This window comes from Streptomyces sp. NPDC088762 (genome assembly GCF_044750905.1).
Lineage (GTDB): Bacteria > Actinomycetota > Actinomycetes > Streptomycetales > Streptomycetaceae > Streptomyces.
Genome location: NZ_JBIVKT010000005.1, coordinates 216,184 through 236,810, shown reverse-complemented (window position 1 = coordinate 236,810; position 20,627 = coordinate 216,184). Strand labels below are relative to the sequence as shown.

Genomic DNA, 20,627 nt, shown 5'->3' with positions numbered 1-20,627 from the left:
GGTCACACATTCACGGGAGCCAGCTCGGCGCCCGGCACGGCTTCAGGGGTCTGCGCGGCGTCCCGGTCGCGGCGCACCAGGGCCGCGTACCGGCCGTCCGCGGCCAGCAGTTCCTCGTGCGTGCCGCGCTCGGCTATGCGCCCCCCGTCCAGGACCACGATCTGGTCGGCATCGCGGACGGTCGAGAGGCGGTGCGCGATGGTGATGGTGGTGCGGCCCTGCGACAGGTTGTCGATGGCCCGCTGGACGGCGTGCTCGGTCCGGGTGTCGAGGGCGCTGGTGGCCTCGTCGAGGATCAGCACCGGCGGGTCCCGCAGGATGGTCCGGGCGATCGCGAGTCGCTGTTTCTCACCGCCGGAGAAGCGGTAGCCGCGCTCGCCGACCAGGGTGTCGTACCCGTCGGGAAGGGAGGCGATGTGGTCGTGGATCTGGGCCGCGCGGGCCGCCTCGACTATCTCCTCGTCGGTGGCGTCCGGCTTGGCGAAGCGGAGGTTGTCCGCGACCGAGGCGTGGAAGAGGTAGGTCTCCTGGGAGACCACGCCTATGGAGCGGGCCAGCGAGTCGAAGTCGAGGTCGCGCACGTCCACGCCGTCGAGGGCCACCCGCCCGCCGGTGACGTCGTAGAGCCGGGGTACCAGGTAGCTGAGCGTGCTCTTGCCGGATCCGGTCGGGCCGACCACGGCGAGGGAGCCGCCGGCGGGGACGGCGATGTCGATCCCCGAGAGGGTCGGGCCGTTCTTCTGGTCGTAGGCGAAGTGGACGTCCTCCAGGCGGATTTCCCCCTTGGCCCGGTCCAGGCGTACCGCGTCCTCGCGCTCGGTGATGTCCACCGGCAGGTCGAGGTACTCGAAGATGCGGGCGAACAGGGCGAGCGAGGTCTGGATCTGCACCCCCGTCGAGAGCAGGCTCACGGCGGGCCGGAACAGGCCCTGCTGGAGGGTGACGAAGGCGACGAGGGTGCCGACGGACAGCGAGGGGGCGCCTGTCTGCAGGGCTATGCCGGCGGCCCAGTAGATGAGCGCGGGCATGGCGGCCATGACGATGCCGATGGTGGACATCCGCCAGCGCCCGGCCATGCTGGAGCGCACCTCGAGGCCGACGAGCTTCTCGGACTCCTCGGAGAAGGCGTGGGTGAGTGACTCGGAACGGCCCATCGTGCGGCCCAGCAGGATGCCGCTGACCGACAGGGACTCGGTGACGGTGGCCGCCATCGTGGCCATCTGCCGCTGCCGCTGCGCGGTGATCTTCTTGCGCTCGCGGCCGACGCGGCGGCTGATCCACACGAAGACGGGGAGCAGGAACAGGGAGACGAGGGTGAGCCGCCAGTCGAGCGCGAGCATCGCGACCACCGAGGCGATGACGGCCGTCAGGTTCGAGACGAGCGAGGTGGCGGTGGAGGTCACGGTGGCCTGCATGCCGCCGATGTCGTTGGCTATGCGGGACTGCACCTCGCCGGTGCGGGTCCGGGTGAAGAAGGCCAGCGGCATCCGCTGCAGCTGCGCGTAGACGGCGGTGCGCAGGTCGTGCATGACGCGCTGGCCGACGGTGGTGGAGATGAGGGTCTGGAGCACGCCGAAGACGCTGGTGACGACGGCGGTGAGGATCATGCCGAGCGCGAGCAGGCTGAGCAGCCCGGTACGGCCCTGCGGGATGGCGACGTCGAGGATCTCCTTGAGCAGGAACGGCGAGGCGACGCCGACGAGCGAGGAGGCGCCGACGAGCAGGCCGACGACGGCGAGCCGGCCGCGGTAGGGGCGGAAGAGGCCCACGATGCGGCGCAGTTGCCGCGGCTGGTCGGCGGGAGCGGGTCGGTTGGGATCGAGGGATTCTTTCGATGGAGTCCACTTCGGTTCTTCGGGGCGCATGGGCCTCCTTCTGACGAGACTCAGATGAGCATAGCTCATTGTTACCTATACTCACAATGAATCTGGTCCTGGTACTGTTTCCCAGTATGAGGACCCCTTCCGAGACCGACACCACAGACGGCGTGCTCGCCGAGCAGTTGCTGCGCCTGACCCGTCGGCTCCACCGCATCCAGAAGCGCCATCTGGAGCCGCTCGGGATCACTCCGGCCCAGTCCCGGCTGCTGCGTCTGGTCTCTCACTACGAGGACGGCGACCCTCCCCGAATGGCGGAACTCGCCACCCGCCTGGAGGTCGTCCCGCGCGCCGTGACCACCCTCGTGGACGGCCTGGAGGCCGCCGAGTGCGTGCGCCGCGCGCCCGACCCGGCCAACCGCCGCGTCATAAGGATCGAACTCACCGAAACCGGCCGCGCCACGCTGCGCCGTCTGCGCAACGCGCGAACCGACGCGGCAGAGGAGATCCTGGCTCCGTTGACCGCCGAACAGCGCGAGGTGCTCGGCGGCCTGCTGAACGCCCTGTCGGACACCCCGGCGGAGCGCCGCTGCTGAGAGGACGGCCGCGCCCGCGCGCGCCGCGAATGAGGCGAGGGGTCGCACATGCCGCTGCTGGAACCGAAGCCGGGAGCCCTGCGCCCCCGCGGCATCAGCGGCCCCGCGCCCGACCGGATGCCCGAGCACCGGGCCTCCGGCACCCCGGAGCCGCTGCGCGGCGAGCTGACCGAGCTGCTGGGCCCCGAGAAGGTGCTGTGGAAGGCCTCCGACCTGGTCCGCTACGCCACCGACGCCTCGCCCTACCGCTTCATCCCCCAGGTCGTGGTGATCGCCGAGGACATCGACGACGTCTCCGCGGTCCTCTCCTACGCCCACGGCCGGCAGCGCGACGTCGTCCTCCGCGCCGCCGGGACCTCGCTCAACGGCCAGGCTCAGGGCGAGGACATCCTCGTCGACGTACGCCGCCACTGGGCCGGGATCGAGGTGCTGGACGGGGGCCTGCGGGCCCGGATCCGGCCCGGCACCACCGTGCTGCGGGCCAACGCCGCCCTGGCCCGCCACGGCCGCGTCCTCGGACCCGATCCGGCCAGCGCCATCGCCTGCACCCTCGGCGGAGTCGTCGCCAACAACGCCTCGGGCATGACGGCGGGCACCACCAGGAACTCGTACCGCACGCTCTCCTCCCTCACCTTCGTGCTGCCCGGCGGGACCGTCGTGGACACTGCGGACCCGCTGGCCGACGAGGAACTGGTGCGCGCCGAACCGGCCCTGTGCCACGGGCTGATGGAGATCAAGCAGGAGATCGAGGCCGATCCCGAGCTCGTCCGGCGGATCCGCTCCAAGTACGAGATCAAGAACACCACCGGCTACCGGCTCGACGCCTACCTGGACGGCAACACCCCGGTGGAGATCCTGCGCGGCCTGATGGTCGGCTCGGAGGGCACCCTCGGCTTCATCTCCGAGGTCGTCTTCGACACCCTCCCGCTGGACCGGGAACTGTGCTGCGCCCTCCTGTTCTTCCCCTCGCTGCCCGCCGCGGCGGCGGCCGTGCCCCTGTTCAACGAAGCGGGCGCGATGGCCGTCGAGCTGATGGACGGCAACACCCTGCGCGCCTCGGTCAGCGTCGCGGGCGTCCCCGCCGACTGGGCGGGCCTGCCCCGGGACACCACTGCCCTGCTGGTGGAGTTCCGCGCTCCGGACGAGGCCGGCAGGGAGGCCTACGAGCGCCGCGCGGCCCAAGTCCTCGCCGGGCTGGACCTGGTGGCTCCGGTTCCCTCCGTCACCAATGCGTTCACCCGTGACGCGCACACCATCAGCGGCTACTGGAAGGCCCGCAAGGCCTTCGTGACCGCCGTCGGCGGAGCCCGCGCCGCCGGCACCACGCTGATCACCGAGGACTTCGCCGTACCGCCGTCGCGGCTGGCCGAGGCCTGCGAGGCGCTCCTCGAACTCCAGGCGCGGCACGGTTTCGACGCGGCCGTCGCCGGTCACGCGGCCCACGGCAACCTGCACTTCCTGCTCGCCTTCGACGCCGCCAACCCCTCCGACGTCCAGCGGTACGCGGCCTTCATGGAGGCCTTCTGCCGGCTGACCGTGGAACGGTTCGACGGCTCGCTGAAGGCCGAGCACTCCACCGGCCGCAATATGGCCCCCTTCCTGAAGCTGGAGTGGGGCCCCCGGGCCACCGAGCTGATGTGGCGCACGAAGCGGACCGTGGATCCGGACGGGGTGCTCGCCCCGCGGATCCTGCTGGACCGCGACCCGCAGGCGCATCTGCGCGGCCTGAAGACGATCCCCCGGGTGGAGGCGGTGGCCGACCCGTGCATCGAGTGCGGCTTCTGTGAACCGACGTGCCCCAGCGAGGACCTGACGACCACTCCGCGCCAGCGGATCGTGCTGCGCCGCGAGATGGTGCGCCAGGCGCCCGGCTCCCCGGTGCTGGACGGGCTGCTCGCGGCCTACGGCTACGACGCCGTCGACACCTGCGCGGGCGACTCCACCTGCAGGCTCGCCTGCCCCGTCGGGATCGACACGGGCGTGCTGATGAGGGACTTCCGTCACCGCCGGCACGGCCCGCGCGAGGAGAAGGCCGCCGAGCTGGCCGCGCGGCGGTTCCGGGCCGTCGAGTCCGCCGCCCGGCTGGCCGTCGCCGCCGCAGGGAAGATCGACAACCCGGTCGGGGACGCAGTCCTCAGGGCCGTCACGGGGGCGGCGCGCAAGGCCGTGCAACCCGACCTGGTTCCGCAGTGGCTGCCGAGGATCCCCGGCGCGGCGCCGCGGAAACTGCCCGCCACCCGGCGGGTGGGCGCCGCCGCCGTGTACTACCCGGCGTGCGTCAACCGGATCTTCGGCGGCCCCGAGGGGCGGCCCGGGCCTTCCCTGCCGGAGGCCGTGGTGGCCGTCTCGGAGCGGGCCGGCAAGCCCGTGTGGATCCCCCGGGACGTCACCGGCACCTGCTGCGCGACGATCTGGCACTCCAAGGGCTACGACGCCGGGAACCGGGTGATGGCCAACCGGATCGTCGAGGCCGCGTGGGGCTGGACCGCCGGCGGGCGGCTGCCGCTGGTGGTCGACGCGTCCTCCTGCACCCTGGGCATCGCGCGCGAGGTGGTCCCCTGGCTGACGGACGACAACCGGGCGCTGCACGCCCGGTTGCAGATCGTCGATTCCGTCGTGTGGGCGGCCGAGGAGCTGCTCCCCCGCCTGGAGATCCTCCGCACGGCGGGCTCGGCGGTGCTCCACCCCACCTGTTCGATGCGCCACCTGGACGACGAGGCACAGCTGCGGGCGGTCGCCGAGGCGTGCGCCGACGAGGTGGTGGTCCCCGACGACGCGGGCTGCTGCGCCTTCGCGGGCGACCGGGGAATGCTGCACCCGGAGCTCACCGCCTCGGCGACGGTGCGCGAGGCGGCGGAGGTGACGGCCCGGCCCTTCGACGCGCACCTGTCGGCGAACCGGATGTGCGAAGTGGGCATGGAGCGGGCCACCGGCCGCGGTTATTACTCGGTCCTGCTCGAACTGGAGCACGCCACCCGTCCCTGACCGACGTTCCCGACCTGCGGCTACGCCATCCAGCGGGCCCGTAAACCTGCGCGCGCGCAGGCTCGTCCGACGGAAAATCGATTGCCCGGAGCCCGTCCGGAAGGCGAACCTTGCACGGTTTGAACCACTCGACCAGTCATGGGGCGTCATGCAGATCAGCGATCTTCCGTATCCGGATCCCGGGGTACCCGACGCCCGTTCCGGTCCCCGGTTCCTGATCTGGCTGGGCCGGGGTCAGCTCGGCGGTCAGTTCAAGAGCCTGGGCTGGGGGCTGCTGCACTTCTCCGGCATCGCCGGGCTGCCGTACGCGGTCGGGCTGGGCGTGGGCGCGGTCGTCGACCACGACGCCGGCCGGCTGCTGCTCGTCGGCGGGCTGCTCGTCCTGCTGGGCGTCGCGATCTCGCTCGGCGATGCCATGCTGCACCGGACCGCCGTCACCAACTGGATCACCGCCGCGGCACGCGTGCAGCAGCTGCTGGCGCGCAAGACCGCCGAACTCGGGTCCGCCCTGACCCGGCGGGTCGCCGCGGGCGAGGTGGTCGCCGTCTCCACGGGCGACGTCGAGAAGATCGGCTGGTTCGTCGAGGCGGTCTCCCGGTTCCTCGCGGCCGCGTTCGCCGTCGTCCTCGTCTGCGTCGGCCTGCTGTTCTACGCACCCGCGCTGGGCGTGGTCGTGGCGATCGGCGTGCCACTGGTCGCGCTGGCCGCACTGCCGCTGCTGCCCCGCGCCACCCAACGGGCCGACGTGCAGCGGGAGAAGGCGGGCAAGGCCACCGAACTGGCCTCCGACACCGTCGCGGGACTGCGGGTGCTGCGCGGCATCGGCGGCGAGGAACTCTTCCTCGGCCGCTACCGCGAGGCCTCGCAGGAGGTCCGCAGGGCGGCGGTGCGTAGCGCCCGGATGTGGGCGCTGATCTCCGCGATCCAGGTGCTCCTGCCGGGAGCCCTGCTGATCACGGTGGTCTGGTACGGCGCCACGCTCGTCGTGGACGGCCGGATCGCGGTGGGCGAACTGGTCGCGGTGTTCAGCGCGGTGGCCACGCTGCTCTATCCCCTCCGGCACTTCGAGGAGATCGCCATGGCGTACTCCTTCTCGCGGCCCTCCGCGCAGCGGGCCGCGAGGGTGCTGTCGCTGACCCGCACGGAAGCCGCCGGGCGGCCCGGGGCAGCCGAGGTGCCGCAGGCCCCGGCGCCGGGCGGGGATCTGTACGACCCGCAGACCGGGCTCCTGGTTCCCGCGGGCCGGTTCACCGCCGTCGTGTGCGGGGACCCGGACCTGGCGGGCCGCCTCGCGGAACGCCTCGGCGGCCATCCGATGGACGCGGAGGAGGGCTCGGCCACCGGGCCCTCGGTGCTCCTCGGCGGGGTCGCGCTGGACGAGCTCCCACTGGACACCGCGCGCACGCTGGTCCTCGTACAGGACAAGGATCCGGTGCTGCTGTCCGGCACCCTGCGCGAGCTGTTCGACGTACCGGCCTCCGGGGCGGTGGAGTCCGGTGCGGCTCTGGAGGCGGCCCAGTGCGGCGACGTGCTGGACGCGCTGCTGCAGTCGGCCCCGGAAGGGGTCGGCGATCCGATGGACGCGCGGATCACCGAGCGGGGCCGGTCGCTGTCGGGCGGACAGCGCCAGCGGCTGGCGCTGGCGCGCTCGCTGGTCACCGATCCGGAGGTACTGGTGCTGGACGAGCCGACCTCCGCGGTCGACTCACACACCGAAGCACGCATCGCGGACGGGGTCGCGGCCCTGCGCGCCGGCCGCACCACGGTGGTCCTGGCCTCCTCACCCCTGCTGCTGGACCGCGCGGACCGGGTGGTCCTGATCGACGGGGGGAAGGTCGCGGCGATCGGTACGCACCGCGAGCTGCTGCACGGCGAGCCGCTCTACCGGGCGGTCGTCACCCGCGAGACGGAGGAGGAACAGCGGCTCGCCCGGGTGGAGATGACCCGGCTGGAAGAGGAACTCACAGAGATCGAGGAATCCGCATGATCGGCGTGGCGCCGCCGGAATACGATCCGGCGGCCCCCGAATCGGCCGCGACCCTGCCCGTGGGCACGTCGGCGACCGTACGGGGTTATGTGCGCGGCCTGTTCCGGCGCCACCGGCGGGCCTTCGTGGTGCTGGTGAGCGTCAACGCGGTCGCGGTGACCGCCTCCATGGTCGGCCCCTCCCTGCTGGGCCGGGTCGTGGACGACCTCACGGCGGGGGCGCGCGAGCTCCACCTGGGGCGTGTGGCGCTGCTGTTCGCGCTGGCGCTCGCGGTGCAGACGTTCTTCGTCCGGCTGGTCCGGCTGCGCGGGGCGATGCTCGGCGAGCAGATGCTGGCCGATCTGCGCGAGGACTTCCTCGTACGGTCGGTGGGGCTTCCGCCCGGCGTGCTGGAGCGCGCCGGCACCGGTGACCTGTTGTCGCGGATCACGACCGACATCGACCGGCTGGCCAACGCGATGCGCGAGGCCGTGCCGCAGCTGGCCATCGGTGTGGTGTGGGCGGGGCTGCTGTTCGGGGCGCTCGCCGTGACGGCCCCGCCGCTGGCGCTCGCCGCGCTGGTGGCGCTGCCCGTGCTGGTGATCGGCTGCCGCTGGTACTTCCGGCGGGCGCCCTCGGCGTACCGCTCGGAGGCGGCCGGCTACGCGGCGGTCTCGGCCGTGCTCACCGAGACGGTGGACGCGGGCCGCACGATCGAGGCGCACCGGCTGGGCCAGGACCGGATCGCGCTGTCGGAGCGGCGGATCAGAGAGTGGACGGCCTGGGAGCGGTACACGCTGTTCCTGCGGACGGTCCTCTTCCCGGTCGTCAACGTCACCTACGTGACCATCCTCGGCGCGGTGCTGATGATCGGCGGCTTCTGCGTGATGCGGGGCTGGATGTCGGTGGGGCAGCTGACCACGGGCGCGCTGCTGGCCCAGATGATGGTCGATCCGATCGGTCTGATCCTGCGCTGGTACGACGAACTGCAGGTGGCCCAGGTCTCGCTGGCCCGCCTCGTGGGTGTACGGGAGATCGAACCGGACGCGGGCGACGCGAAGGTGGGGCCCGAAGGCCGGGACGTCCGCGCGGAGGAGGTCCGCTTCGGATACCGGGAGGGCGTGGACGTCCTGCACCAGGTGTCGATGTCCGTGCCGCCGGGCACCCGGATGGCGCTCGTCGGCCCTTCGGGCGCGGGCAAGTCCACGCTGGGACGGCTGCTGGCGGGCATCTACGCGCCCCGGACCGGTGAGGTCACCCTCGGCGGGGCACGGCTGTCGCAGATGCCGGCGGAGCGGGTGCGCGAGCACGTGGCGCTGGTCAACCAGGAGCACCACGTGTTCGTGGGCACGCTGCGGGACAACCTGCGCCTCGCCCGGCCGGGCGCGGGGGACGCGGAGCTGTGGGCGGCACTGGGCGCGGTGGACGCGGAGGGCTGGGCGCGCGCCCTCGGGTCGGGGCTGGACACGGAGGTCGGCTCCGGTGGTACGGCACTGACGCCGGCGCAGGCCCAGCAGATCGCGCTGGCCCGGCTGGTGCTGGCCGACCCGCACACCCTGGTGCTGGACGAGGCGACCTCACTGCTGGACCCGCGCGCGGCCCGGCACCTGGAGCGCTCCCTGGCGCGGGTCCTGGACGGCCGCACGGTCATCGCCATCGCCCACCGGCTGCACACCGCGCACGACGCGGACGTGATCGCGGTGGTCGAGGGCGGCCGCATCAGCGAACTCGGCTCGCACGACGAACTGGTCGCCGCCGACGGCGCGTACGCGGCCCTGTGGCGCTCCTGGCACGGCTAGCCGGTCCAGGGCAGTCGGACGGCCTCGATCACCGGGTCCCGGAGCAGTGCTTCGACCAGGTGCTCGGGGCCGGCGACTTTGGTGGCCCACAGGTCGTAGTCGGTGTAGACGATCCAGGACCGGTCCTCAGCCCACAGGTTCGAGGGACTGAAGTCCGCCTCCGGATTCTCGTAGAGCGCATGGGCGTCCCCGAGCCGGCCTGCCCGGACATGGAGGTTGTCGAAGTCGACGTCGCGCAGCATCAGCGGGTTGTAGTAGGCGAGGCAGCGGGTGTCCGGGCCGCTGGAGCCGTGGGCGATGAGGAGGTCGACGAGCCGGTCCCAGGTGGGCCGGTCGAGGCTTCCCTCCGTGGGCGGCCGGATCCCGATGGGCCGGCTGTCGGCGGACTTCGCCGAGGGGAAGCAGTGGAGGGACGGGTACTTCCCCTCCGGGACCATCGGGTCCCCGCACCGGGCGGACAGCTCTGCCCAGCGCAGGCGGCGGTACTGCGGTCCGGGGTGTTCCGCGCGTCCCAGGCCGCCGCCGGTGGCCGTGCCCAGCTCCAGGTCGATGTCGCCCAGCCGGTCCGGCCGGAGGGCACCGGCCGCGAGCGCGGCCTGACGGGCCTCGTGGTGGGAAATGCCGACGATCCCGCCGGTGTGCTCGTACATGGCGTTCAGCACCCACGCCGCGTCCGGTCTGCGGGGCGGTTCGAAGCCGGTGGTCCCGTCCCCGCAGAGTTCGGTCAGCCAGTCGGTCTCGGAGGAGGGCACCACCGGCCACAGCGCGTGTGTTCCAGCCATCCCGCCAGGCTCCGGGGAGGCGCCGAACGCACCGCGAGCCCGGCCTGATCCGTAAGACACCCCCTAGAGGAAGCCGAGGGCGGAGGCGCCGCCGAAGCCGCCCAGGAGGACGAACACCGGCATGAGGAGCTTGAGCTCCACCCAGCTGCCGGCCCGGAAGCGCATCGGCTTCGGCGGGCCGATCGGGTACCAGCGCTTGCCGCCGATCGGGAGGGGCCACAGGATCGGGCAGCCGGAGACGGTCAGGGCGTCGCCGATGTCGTGGACGAGCGCGCCGAGCAGGATCGGCAGGCCCAGCCAGAGGTACTCCTGCCCGGGCTCGGTGAACAGCCAGCCGGCGCCGCTGCCGGGCTGGTCCAGCACCCCGGCCAGGATCCACGCGCTGGTCGCGCCGAGGAGCCAGACCAGGATGTCGCTGGACATCCGGGCGGCCCGCCACAGCAGGCCTTCCACGGCCAGCACCAGGTGGACGAAGAGCAGCGCGAGCACGCCCCAGCGGTCGGCGGTCACGGCGAGCACGGAGGAGCCGCCGCCGATCAGGACGGCCCAGAGCCAGGTGTGCGTCAGGGTGCGGTGGCCCCCGGTGCGGCGGGCGTCCCTCGGCGAGCGGGTCGCCTTGTAGACGGCGTAGGAGATCTTGTCGACCACCTCGCACAGGCCGCGGGACAGCGGGCCGAAGGCGCGCGAGATCGTGGCCGACTTGTGGTCGAGGTCGGGTGCGAGGGCGGCTCCCGCGCAGATCAGCGCGCCGACGACGAGGACCGGCCACGGCATGGGGTGTCCGGCGGCCGCGGTCGCCGCGCCCACCCCCAGCCAGGCCGCTGCCCCTGACAGTGAGTGCGCCGGACCCATCATGGTCGTTCCCCGCCCCGGTTCTGTGGTGCTCAGGCCCAGTTGAGGGTTTCGTTCGGGCCGCGTCGACGGCACAGCGTACCGTCGGTGATCTTCCTTCCGTCCGCCGGTTCCCTGATCCGGGGGGAAGCCAGGCAAGATGGGGGGTGTGACCCTCATTGATCAGCTCCCGCCGAACGCCTACCCCGATGCCCTCTTCGAGGCTTTCTCCTCGTGGGCGGAGGACCAGGGCATCACCCTGTACCCGGCGCAGGAGGAGGCGCTGATCGAGGTCGTCTCCGGGGCCAACGTGATCCTCTCCACCCCGACCGGCTCCGGCAAGAGCCTGGTGGCGGCGGGCGCGCACTTCACGGCCCTGGCCCAGGACAAGGTCACCTTCTACACCGCCCCGATCAAGGCGCTGGTGTCGGAGAAGTTCTTCGACCTGTGCAAGCTCTTCGGCACCGAGAACGTCGGCATGCTGACCGGCGACGCCTCCGTGAACGCGGACGCGCCGGTGATCTGCTGCACCGCCGAGGTCCTGGCCTCCATCGCCCTGCGCGACGGCAAGCACGCCGACATCGGCCAGGTCGTGATGGACGAGTTCCACTTCTATGCCGAGCCGGACCGCGGCTGGGCCTGGCAGATCCCGCTGCTGGAGCTCCCGCAGGCGCAGTTCGTCCTGATGTCGGCGACCCTCGGCGACATGAAGCGGTTCGAGGAGGACCTGACCCGGCGCACGGGCCGTCCCACCTCGGTGGTCCGCTCCGCGACGCGGCCCGTCCCGCTGTCCTACGAGTACGTGACCACGCCGATCACCGACACGATCACCGAGCTGCTGGAGACCCGGCAGGCTCCCGTCTACATCGTGCACTTCACGCAGGCGCAGGCGGTCGAGCGGGCTCAGTCCCTCATGAGCATCAACATGTGCACCCGTGAGGAGAAGGACAAGATCCAGGAGCTGATCGGGAACTTCCGCTTCACCACGAAGTTCGGTCAGAACCTCTCGCGCTACGTCCGGCACGGCATCGGCGTGCACCACGCCGGCATGCTGCCCAAGTACCGCCGTCTGGTCGAGAAGCTCGCCCAGGCCGGCCTGCTGAAGGTCATCTGCGGAACGGACACCCTCGGCGTCGGCGTCAACGTCCCCATCCGCACGGTGCTGTTCACCGCGCTCACCAAGTACGACGGCAACCGGGTCCGCACCCTGCGCGCCCGCGAGTTCCACCAGATCGCCGGCCGGGCGGGCCGGGCCGGCTTCGACACGGCGGGCTATGTGGTCGCCCAGGCGCCCGAGCACGTCATCGAGAACGAGAAGGCGCTCGCCAAGGCCGGCGACGACCCGAAGAAGCGCCGCAAGGTGGTGCGCAAGAAGGCTCCCGAGGGCTTCGTCGCCTGGTCGGACACCACCTTCGAGAAGCTCATCGCCGCCGACCCGGAGGCGCTGACCTCGCGCTTCAAGGTCACCAACATCATGCTGCTGTCGGTCATCGCCCGGCCGGGCGACGCCTTCCAGGCCATGCGCCACCTCCTGGAGGACAACCACGAGCCGCGCAAGGCCCAGCTGCGGCACATCCGTCGGGCCATCGCGATCTACCGCTCGCTGCTGGACGGAGGCGTCGTCGAGAAGCTCGACACCCCGGACGCGGAGGGCCGCACCATCCGGCTCACCGTCGACCTCCAGCAGGACTTCGCGCTCAACCAGCCGCTGTCGACCTTCGCACTGGCCTCCTTCGACCTGCTGGACCCGGAGTCCCCCTCCTACGCGCTGGACATGGTGTCCGTCGTGGAATCCACGCTGGACGATCCGCGCCAGATCCTGGCCGCCCAGCAGAACAAGGAGCGGGGCATCGCGGTCGGCCAGATGAAGGCCGACGGGATGGAGTACGAGGAGCGGATGGAGCGGCTCCAGGACATCACCTATCCCAAGCCGCTCGAAGAGCTGCTCTCCCACGCCTACGACGTCTACGCCAAGAGCCACCCGTGGGTCCGCGACCACCCGGTCTCCCCGAAGTCGATCATCCGCGACATGTACGAGCGCGCGATGACCTTCACCGAGTTCACCTCCTTCTATGAGCTGGCCCGCACCGAGGGCATCGTGCTGCGCTACCTGGCCGGCGCGTTCAAGGCGCTGGACCACACCATCCCCGACGACCTCAAGTCGGAGGACCTCGAGGACCTGATCGCCTGGCTCGGCGAGCTGGTCCGCCAGGTCGACTCCAGCCTGCTGGACGAATGGGAGCAGCTGGCCAACCCGGAGGTGGAGACGGCGGAGGAGGCCCAGGAGAAGGCCGACCAGGTCAAGCCGGTCACCGCCAACGCACGCGCCTTCCGCGTCCTGGTCCGCAACGCCATGTTCCGCCGGGTGGAGCTGGCCGCCCTCGACCACGTCGACGCGCTGGGCGAGCTCGATGGCGAGTCCGGCTGGGACGCCGACGCCTGGGGCGAGGCCATGGACGGCTACTGGGACGAGTACGACGACCTGGGGACCGGCCCCGACGCGCGCGGCCCCAAGCTGCTCCAGATCGAGGAGGACCCGGCGCACGGCCTGTGGCGCGTCCGGCAGACCTTCGCCGACCCCAACGGGGACCATGGCTGGGGCATCAGCGCCGAGGTCGACCTCGCGGCCTCCGACGAGGAGGGCCGGGCGGTCATCCGGGTCACCTCCGTCGGTGAACTCGGCGCGCTCTGACCACACCACCGATCCCGCCGGACCCGCCGGCGCCCGCACCCCGCGGGCGCCGCCCGGACCTGACAGTGGAGAACCTCTGATGACGAACCCCGCCGAGAGACTGGTCGATCTGCTCGATCTGGAACAGATCGAGGTCAACATCTTCCGCGGCGCCAGCCCCCAGGAGTCCCTCCAGCGCGTGTTCGGCGGCCAGGTCGCCGGCCAGGCGCTGGTGGCGGCCGGCCGCACCACGGAGAGCGAGCGCCCGGTCCACTCCCTGCACGCGTACTTCCTGCGCCCCGGCATCCCCGGGGTCCCGATCGTGTACCAGGTGGAGCGCGTGCGCGACGGGCGGTCCTTCACCACGCGCCGCGTCACCGCGGTCCAGCAGGGCAAGACGATCTTCAATCTCACCGCCTCCTTCCACCATCCGGAGGAGGGCAGCATCGAGCACCAGCTGCCGTCCCATCACGTTCCCCATCCGGACACGCTCCCGAAAGTCGCGGACGAGATCCGCGAGCACCTGGGTGCGATGCCCGAGGCACTGGAGCGGATGGCCCGCCGCCAGCCCTTCGACATCCGTTACGTGAACCGGCTCCGCTGGACCCCCGAAGAGCTCAAGGGCGCCGATCCCCGCAGCGCGGTGTGGATGCGGGCGGTCGGCCCCCTGGGCGACGACCCGCTCGTGCACACCTGCGCCCTCACCTACGCCAGTGACATGACCCTCCTCGATGCCGTGCGCATCCCGGTGGAACCCCTGTGGGGAATGCGCGGATTCGACATGGCGAGCCTGGATCACGCCATGTGGTTCCACCGGCCGTTCCGGGCGGACGAGTGGTTCCTCTACGACCAGGAGTCCCCCATCGCACACGGCGGCCGGGGCCTGGCCCGCGGCCGCATCTACGACCTGGAGGGCAGGCTGCTGGTCTCCGTGGTCCAGGAAGGCCTCTTCCGCCCGTACTCCGCCAAGCCGTCCCGGCCGGCCCCCTCCTCCCCCGAGAACTGAGCACGCCCATGCCCACCCCGGCCCTCCCCTGTCCCTGCGGACTGCCCGCCGCCTACGCCGAGTGCTGCGGCCGTTTCCACTCCGGCGCGCAGCAGGCACCCACCGCCGAGCGGCTGATGCGCTCGCGCTTCAGCGCCTTCGCGGTCGGTGACACGGCCTACCTCATGCGGTCCTGGCATCCCTCCACCCGCCCGCCCCGGCTCGACCTGGATCCCGGCCAGCGCTGGGAGCGTTTGGATATCCTCGCCACCGAACGGGGCGGGATGTTCGAAACGGAGGGCTCGGTGGAGTTCCGGGCGCACTACCGCGAGGGACGGCACACCGGCTCACTGCACGAGCACAGCAGCTTCTCCCGCGAGAACGGGGCCTGGGTCTACGTCGGCCCCCTCTCGCCCGTCGACTTCGACTGACGCGCCCCGGTCAGCGCGAAGTCGAGACTGGTGCGGTACCAGTGGACCTCCTCGGGCGGCTCGGCCTTCAGCAGCCGGAGCGCCACGGCCGCGGCCGCCGGAGCCTGCGGGTGCCCGTACGGCAAGGGCGGGGCGAGAGCGGCCAGGACGATCCGCTCCGCCGGGTCGGGCACGGCCCGGTGCAGCTCATCCTCGGGAAGCACGGAGGCCAGCACGGCCGCGCGTTCCCAAGGATCGGCGGTGCGTTTCAGCAGCAGCCCGACGTGCCGCCCCCGCCACTTCAGCGGGCGCAGATCCGCCCCGGCCGCCATCAGCTCCCGGTCCGGCGGCGGCGCCGTCCCCCGCAGCATCATCGGCTGCCGGGCCGCGAACTCCCGTAGTTCCGCAGTCAGGTAGAGCCACACCACCGCCCGGTACCGGTTGATCCGATAGGCCACCGGCGTGATGTGCCCGCAGCGTGCGAGCCGGGTGAAGCGGCTCGGGCCGACCCCCACCACCTCGGCCGCGGCCTGCGCTCCGGCCACGGTCTCGATCCGGTCGCGCAAGCCGCCCGGCCGCGCCTCCGCGGACCTGACCCGCTCCAGCTCGGCCCTCGCATAGCGCGCGGCCCCGCCGGACGCCGGCGGCCCCGCCCGCACGATCCCCAGCTGCACGGCCCTGGCGAACTCCCCCCGGCCCAGCCCCAGCTCCCCGGCGGCCTGCGCACCGCCCACCAGCACGTCCCCGGGGACACCGGCCTCCGCGGCCGCTCCGTCCCGCGGCACCGTCGTCCGCGGTGCCGTCGTTCGCAGCGCCGTCCTTCGCGGTGTCGTCATCTGCATCGTCATCTGTGTCGTCGTCATGACGGTCCTCCCCCACCAGCAGCGATTACTCTGTGTGAAGACCGTAACTCAGCGCAACGACGACCGGCGAGGCCTGTGGATAACTTCCGGTGTCAGCCGCCCGTGACGCGACGCTCCGCGACCCCCAGGTGCTCGCCCACCCGGTTGACCAGCAGCGTCATCTCGTACGCGACGTGGCCTATGTCAGCCTCGGACGCGCTCAGCACGCACAGACAGCTCCCCGCCCCCGCCGCCATGACGAAGAGGACCCCTTCGTCGTACTCCACCATCGTCTGCCGGACCTCCCCGGCCCTGAAGTGCCGCCCGGACCCCTTGGCCAGGCTCTGGAGCCCCGCGGCCACCGCCGCCAGGTGTTCCGAGTCCTCCCGCGCCAGTCCGGCGCTCGCGCCCGTCACCAGGCCGTCGTTGGACAGCACCACCGCGTGCCGCACCTGCTGGACCCTGCGCGTCAGATCGTCCAGCAGCCAGTCGAGCTGCTTGTCCAGTGCCATTCCCAGCCCCTCCCCGTGACGCGGCCGACGTGACCGCGCCTCACCCCGCGTAGTAGTGGCGCAAGCCTTCCCCACCAGCGCCTTTCCGGCAAGAAGGAGGTCCCTCTGGCCAAGAAGATGACGCAAGAGGAACCCGGGCCGGTTCACACCGAATCGGCCTGCGGTTCCACCGAGTCCAGCAGCCGGGCGGTGTGCACCCGCCCGGCGTACTCGACCAGCCTGATCAGCACTTCCTTCCCCGAGTCCTTGTCCCGCGCGTCGCACAGCACCACCGGTGTCCCCCGGTCCAGGTCAAGCGCCCGCGACACCTCGTGCGCGCCGTACCGCCGCGCGTCCGTGAAGCAGTTGACGGCCACCACGAACGGGATGCGGCGGTGCTCGAAGTAGTCCACGGCCGGGAAGCAGTCCTCCAGCCGCCGCGTGTCGGCGAGGACCACCGCGCCCAGTGCCCCCTGCGACAGCTCGTCCCACAGGAACCAGAACCGGTCCTGCCCCGGCGTGCCGAAGAGGTACAGCGACAGACCGGACCGGATGGTGATCCGCCCGAAGTCCATGGCCACCGTCGTGGTCGTCTTCTGGTCCACCCCGCCCGTGTCGTCGACCAGTTCGCCCGCCTCGCTCAGCAGCTCCTCCGTCCGCAGCGGCCGGATCTCGCTCACCGCGCCCACCAGCGTGGTCTTGCCGACCCCGAACCCGCCCGCCACCAGGATCTTCAGGGCGAGCGCGGCCAGTTCGCCGTCGTCCCCGGGATCGGCTGCCGTGCCGGGGGCCGGCCCGAGGGGCCCGTTGTCGTGTTGTCCCATCACAGCGCTCGCAATCCCTCGATGACTTCCCGCAGAATCCGCTCGTCCGGCAGCTGTGCGGGCGGCACGGGCCGGCTGACCTTCACGTGGCCGCCCTCCAGCAGGTCGCCGAGGAGCACCCGCACGACCCCCACGGGCAGGTCCGCGTCGGCGGCGAGCTCCGCCACGGACTGCGTCTCGGACCGGCAGAGCCCGAGCAGCGCCCGGTGTTCGGGACCGAGCAGCGACTCGGCCGCCGCGTCGGTACCCTCCGGATCCACCACGACCAGCGCGATCAGATCGAACCGGACCCCGTGGGGCCCCGGCTTCGTACGCCCGCCAGTCATGGCGTACGGACGGACGAGCGGGCCCGCGTCGGCGTCGTACCACTGGCCGTTCATGTACCGGACCGCCGCCCTCAGCCGGCGGCCGGCGGCCGCGCCGCGAACCGTGGCGGGGTGTACAGGTGCTCGCCGACCCGTTTCACCAGACGGGCCATCTCGTACGCGATCAGCCCGATGTCCGCGCTGGCGGCGCTGAGCACGGCCAGGCAGGAGCCGTCCCCGGCGGCCGCGACGAAGAGGAAACCCTCGTCCATCTCCACCATCGTCTGGCGCACGCCCCCCGCGTGGAAGTGCCGGCCCGCGCCCTTGGCCAGGCTGTGGAAGCCGGAGGCAACGGCGGCCAGGTGCTCGGCGTCCTCACGGCTCAGCGCGCTGGAAGCGCCGACCGCCAGACCGTCGTTGGACAGGACCACGGCGTGCCGGACCTCGCGGACCCGGACGACGAGGTCGTCCAGCAGCCAGTCGAGCTCGCCGGACCTGCGGGCTGCGTTGAGGTCGATCCTCTGGTGTTCGATCATCGCTCTTCTCCTTCTCTGCCTGCGTGGGGGGAGTTCTCCTGTGCTCCGCGGACCCAGCCGGCCCGGTAGGCCGCCATCCGGTCCCGCGCCTCCTCCGGGCTGCGTCCGGGCGGGTCCTCGGGGAGGCGGGCGCCGGCCGGGGCCTGGGGGGCCGGGGCCTCCCTCAGCTGGGGGACGAGGCTGGCCTGGCGGACCCGGCGCGGCAGTTCCGTCACCGACGCGGGCGCTGCGGGCCCGGGGACGGGGGCCGCCGCGAACGGTGTACGGGTGACCGCGCCGCCGGGAGCGCGCGGCCGCAGCGCGGCCACCGGGGCGGGGCGGGGCTCCTCCGGTACGGGGGCGTGCTCCGGGAGCGGGAGGCCGCGCGGCTCCCGGCCGGCAGGGCCTCCCGACCCGGGCACGTGCTCCCGTACGACGGTCATGGCGGGCTGCTCCTCCGCGGCCACGACCGGCCCGGCGACCGCCTCAGGCGAGGGAGCGGACGCCGAGGCCGGCGCATGCCGTGCCCCGTCCCCGAGCCGCGTCCCGGCCGGCCCAGGCCCGGGCCCCGGCCCGTGCTCCACTGCCGGTTCCGCGGCCCGTTCCGCAGCCGGGCCGGCTGCCTCGATCGCGCCCTGGAGCATGGAGTTCGGCATCAGCACCACGGCGGTGGTACCCCCGTACGGTGACGTGCGCAGGTGCACCTTCACCCCGTGGCGGGCCGACAGCCGGCTGACGACGAAGAGGCCGAGCCGGTCGCTGTCGAACAGGTCGAGCGCCTCGGACTGTTCGATGCGCCGGTTCGCGTCGTTCAGTGATTCGCGGCCCATGCCGAGGCCCCGGTCCTCGATCTCCAGGACGTACCCGGCGCCCACCGGCTCGCCGCTGACGGCCACCTTGGTGTGCGGCGGTGAGAACTGGGTTGCGTTCTCGATGAGTTCGGCGAGCAGGTGGGTGAGGTCGGCGACGGCCCCGCCGACGACGGCTGCCTCGGCGAGCCGGCGGACCTCCACGCGCGGGTAGTCCTCGATCTCGGAGACGGCGGCCCGTACGACGTTCGTGAGCGGGACGGGCATCCGCCACGCCCGGCCGGGGGCCGCTCCCGAGAGGATGATCAGGCTCTCCGCGTGCCGGCGCATCCGGGTGGTGAGGTGGTCGAGGCGGAAGAGGTCGCCGAGTTCGTTCGGGTCGTCGGCGCGCCGCTCCATCGAGTCGAGCAGGGTGAGCTGCTTGTGCACGAGGACCTGGCTGCGGCGGGCGAGGTTGACGAAGACTCCGGAGACCCCGCTGGCCAATTCCGCCCGTTCGACGGCCGCGCTGAGCGCCGCGCGGTGGACGGTGGCGAGCGCCTCGCCGACCTGGGTGATCTCGTCGTCCGCCGGTGGCCCGGGCGGGGCTTCGGCATCGACGTCGATCTCGTCGGCCCGGCCGGCCCGGAGCCGCTCCATGGCGTGCGGGAGCTTGCGGTGGGCGATCTCCAGGGCGGTGTTGCGCAGCGAGACCAGTTCCACGACGAGGGCGCGGCCGATGCGCACGGAGATGACGAGCGAGGCGGCGACGGCGGCCAGGCCCAGCAGGACGGCGGCTCCGGCCGGGCTGAGGGCCCCCTCGGCGAAGGGGTCGGCCCGGTGGGCGGCCGCGGCGTGCGCGGCCTCCTCGATCTCCCGCATCGAGGCGCCGATGGCGGCGTGGGCGGCCTCCCAGCCGGTGGGCGCCCCGCGGGCCTCCTTGGCGGTGCCGAGGGCCACCGCGCGGTCCTCGGCCGCGGTGAGTTCGGCGTAGGCGGCGCTCTTGGCGACGGACTGCCAGGCGGCCTGCTGGGCGGCCGGGAGGTCGCCGGCCGCGCCGGCGGTGAGGGCGCGGCGGGATTCGATGGTGCCGGTCAGCTGCCGGAGCGTTTCGGCGGTGCGCTGGCCCGGTGCGGCGAGCAGGGCGTCCTCCCGGGAAAGGAGTTCCGCGGCGCGGGCGAATTCCAGCAGGACCCGGGAGTCGGGGCCGAGTGCCGCATCCTCGCCGCCGGTGAGGGAACCGCCGACGGCCAGGGCCGAGTCGACGACGCGGGTGTAGATCTCGTAGGCCGCCTCGGGAGTGGCGCGGCGGCCGGCGATGTCCTTGCGGGCCGCGCCGAGCGCCTCGGCGTCGGCGACGAACGCGCCCAGGCGGACCACGATGTCGGAGCGGTAGCCCCCGGAGTCGGCGACGGTGTTGCGGTCCCCGAGCCGCAGCCGCCGGACGGCGGCGTCGGTGCGGCGGACCTGCTGGTCGAGGGCGGCCCCCGGGTCTGCGGCGGGGTCGGCGAGGAGGCGGACGGCGGCGCGCCGTTCGGCCTGGAGCTCGGTGATCGCGGCGGCGACGGGGGTGCGTATCTCGGTGTCGGCCCGCTGGACGCGGCTGAGCCGGGCGACGTCCTGGGCGGTGCTGACGGTGGCGAAGGCCCACAGGGCGAGGAGCGAGACGACCGGGACCATCAGCAGGGAGACGATCTTCGCGCGCACGGTCGCGGGGCGCAGTCGCAGCCGGGGGCCGCGGTCGTGCGGAGCGGGCCGTGGGGAGCGGAGGTGCTCGTGCCCGGCCGGTTCCTCGGCCGGGGGCCCGGCATGGGCGCGGCGGCCCGTGCCCCTGCCGCCGCGGCCGCCCGCAGGCGCGAGCGACCGCGGCGCCGCTGCTTCCGGTGTTCTGCGGGGTGTGCGCATGGGTTCCTCGTTCCGGGGTGGTGCCTACGGGTGCGGTCGTACGGGGACGCGGCGGGGGCGGGCGGCGCAGGGGCCCCGCGCGGCTGTACGGGCGGTACGGGCTCGGGACCCGGGC

16 protein-coding genes are annotated in these 20,627 nt (G+C 72.7%); 7 read left to right on the top strand and 9 right to left on the bottom strand.

Annotated elements, in window-relative coordinates:
• Window positions 1-2: 2 nt before the first annotated feature.
• Window positions 3-1,865, bottom strand: a complete 1,863-nt coding sequence (locus tag ACIP5M_RS15275) for an ABC transporter ATP-binding protein (RefSeq protein WP_401196804.1) — start codon at window positions 1,863-1,865, stop codon at window positions 3-5.
• 86 nt (window positions 1,866-1,951) lie between these two features.
• On the opposite strand from ACIP5M_RS15275, the gene ACIP5M_RS15270 reads away from it, so the two are divergent.
• From ACIP5M_RS15270 to ACIP5M_RS15255, 4 genes are all read left to right on the top strand, one after another.
• On the top strand, window positions 1,952-2,413 hold the full coding sequence (locus tag ACIP5M_RS15270) for a MarR family winged helix-turn-helix transcriptional regulator (protein WP_401196802.1): 462 nt from the start codon (window positions 1,952-1,954) through the stop codon (window positions 2,411-2,413).
• Window positions 2,414-2,461: 48 nt separating this feature from the next.
• Complete coding sequence (locus ACIP5M_RS15265) at window positions 2,462-5,398, top strand: FAD-binding and (Fe-S)-binding domain-containing protein (protein ID WP_401196799.1); 2,937 nt, start codon at window positions 2,462-2,464, stop codon at window positions 5,396-5,398.
• A gap of 148 nt (window positions 5,399-5,546) precedes the next feature.
• The gene (locus ACIP5M_RS15260) at window positions 5,547-7,385 is read left to right on the top strand and encodes an ABC transporter ATP-binding protein (protein WP_401196798.1); all 1,839 of its coding nucleotides are present in this window, start codon (window positions 5,547-5,549) and stop codon (window positions 7,383-7,385) included.
• Window positions 7,382-9,163, top strand: coding sequence for an ABC transporter ATP-binding protein (locus tag ACIP5M_RS15255; protein ID WP_401196795.1), 1,782 nt, complete (start codon window positions 7,382-7,384; stop codon window positions 9,161-9,163). The genes ACIP5M_RS15260 and ACIP5M_RS15255 overlap by 4 nt, the downstream gene beginning before the upstream one ends.
• Here the strand turns inward: ACIP5M_RS15255 and ACIP5M_RS15250 are convergent.
• A complete protein-coding gene (locus ACIP5M_RS15250; RefSeq protein WP_401196793.1) occupies window positions 9,160-9,945 on the bottom strand; it encodes a hypothetical protein in 786 nt (261 codons plus the stop codon). The two genes, ACIP5M_RS15255 and ACIP5M_RS15250, sit on opposite strands and share 4 nt — an antisense overlap.
• 63 nt (window positions 9,946-10,008) lie before the next feature.
• Entirely contained in the window at window positions 10,009-10,800 is a 792-nt protein-coding gene (locus ACIP5M_RS15245; RefSeq protein WP_401196790.1) for a metal-dependent hydrolase, read from the bottom strand.
• A gap of 145 nt (window positions 10,801-10,945) precedes the next feature.
• Between ACIP5M_RS15245 and ACIP5M_RS15240 the strand changes: the two genes are divergently transcribed.
• The 3 genes from ACIP5M_RS15240 to ACIP5M_RS15230 all read left to right on the top strand — a co-directional run bounded on the left by ACIP5M_RS15240 (window position 10,946) and on the right by ACIP5M_RS15230 (window position 14,863).
• Window positions 10,946-13,468 carry a DEAD/DEAH box helicase gene (locus tag ACIP5M_RS15240; protein ID WP_401196789.1) on the top strand — a complete coding sequence of 841 codons (2,523 nt, stop codon included), beginning with the start codon at window positions 10,946-10,948 and terminating at the stop codon, window positions 13,466-13,468.
• Window positions 13,469-13,547: 79 nt separating this feature from the next.
• The gene (locus ACIP5M_RS15235; RefSeq protein WP_401196787.1) at window positions 13,548-14,453 is read left to right on the top strand and encodes an acyl-CoA thioesterase; all 906 of its coding nucleotides are present in this window, start codon (window positions 13,548-13,550) and stop codon (window positions 14,451-14,453) included.
• An 8-nt stretch (window positions 14,454-14,461) separates the two neighbouring features.
• Complete coding sequence (locus ACIP5M_RS15230; protein ID WP_401196785.1) at window positions 14,462-14,863, top strand: YchJ family protein; 402 nt, start codon at window positions 14,462-14,464, stop codon at window positions 14,861-14,863.
• Here ACIP5M_RS15230 and ACIP5M_RS15225 read toward each other — a convergent pair.
• From ACIP5M_RS15225 to ACIP5M_RS15200, 6 genes are all read right to left on the bottom strand, one after another.
• Window positions 14,827-15,705, bottom strand: a complete 879-nt coding sequence (locus tag ACIP5M_RS15225) for a DUF6397 family protein (protein ID WP_401196783.1) — start codon at window positions 15,703-15,705, stop codon at window positions 14,827-14,829. The genes ACIP5M_RS15230 and ACIP5M_RS15225 overlap by 37 nt on opposite strands.
• A gap of 92 nt (window positions 15,706-15,797) precedes the next feature.
• Window positions 15,798-16,196: a roadblock/LC7 domain-containing protein gene (locus ACIP5M_RS15220; protein ID WP_401196781.1), complete on the bottom strand. Its 399-nt coding sequence runs from the start codon at window positions 16,194-16,196 to the stop codon at window positions 15,798-15,800.
• A 143-nt stretch (window positions 16,197-16,339) separates the two neighbouring features.
• On the bottom strand, window positions 16,340-16,999 hold the full coding sequence (locus ACIP5M_RS15215) for a GTP-binding protein (protein ID WP_401196778.1): 660 nt from the start codon (window positions 16,997-16,999) through the stop codon (window positions 16,340-16,342).
• Entirely contained in the window at window positions 16,999-17,379 is a 381-nt protein-coding gene (locus tag ACIP5M_RS15210) for a DUF742 domain-containing protein (protein ID WP_069919003.1), read from the bottom strand. Before ACIP5M_RS15210 ends, ACIP5M_RS15215 begins: the two co-directional genes overlap by 1 nt.
• A 17-nt stretch (window positions 17,380-17,396) precedes the next feature.
• Window positions 17,397-17,840, bottom strand: a complete 444-nt coding sequence (locus ACIP5M_RS15205) for a roadblock/LC7 domain-containing protein (protein ID WP_401196776.1) — start codon at window positions 17,838-17,840, stop codon at window positions 17,397-17,399.
• Window positions 17,837-20,512, bottom strand: a complete 2,676-nt coding sequence (locus tag ACIP5M_RS15200; RefSeq protein WP_401196774.1) for a nitrate- and nitrite sensing domain-containing protein — start codon at window positions 20,510-20,512, stop codon at window positions 17,837-17,839. Before ACIP5M_RS15200 ends, ACIP5M_RS15205 begins: the two co-directional genes overlap by 4 nt.
• Window positions 20,513-20,627 lie beyond the last annotated feature (115 nt).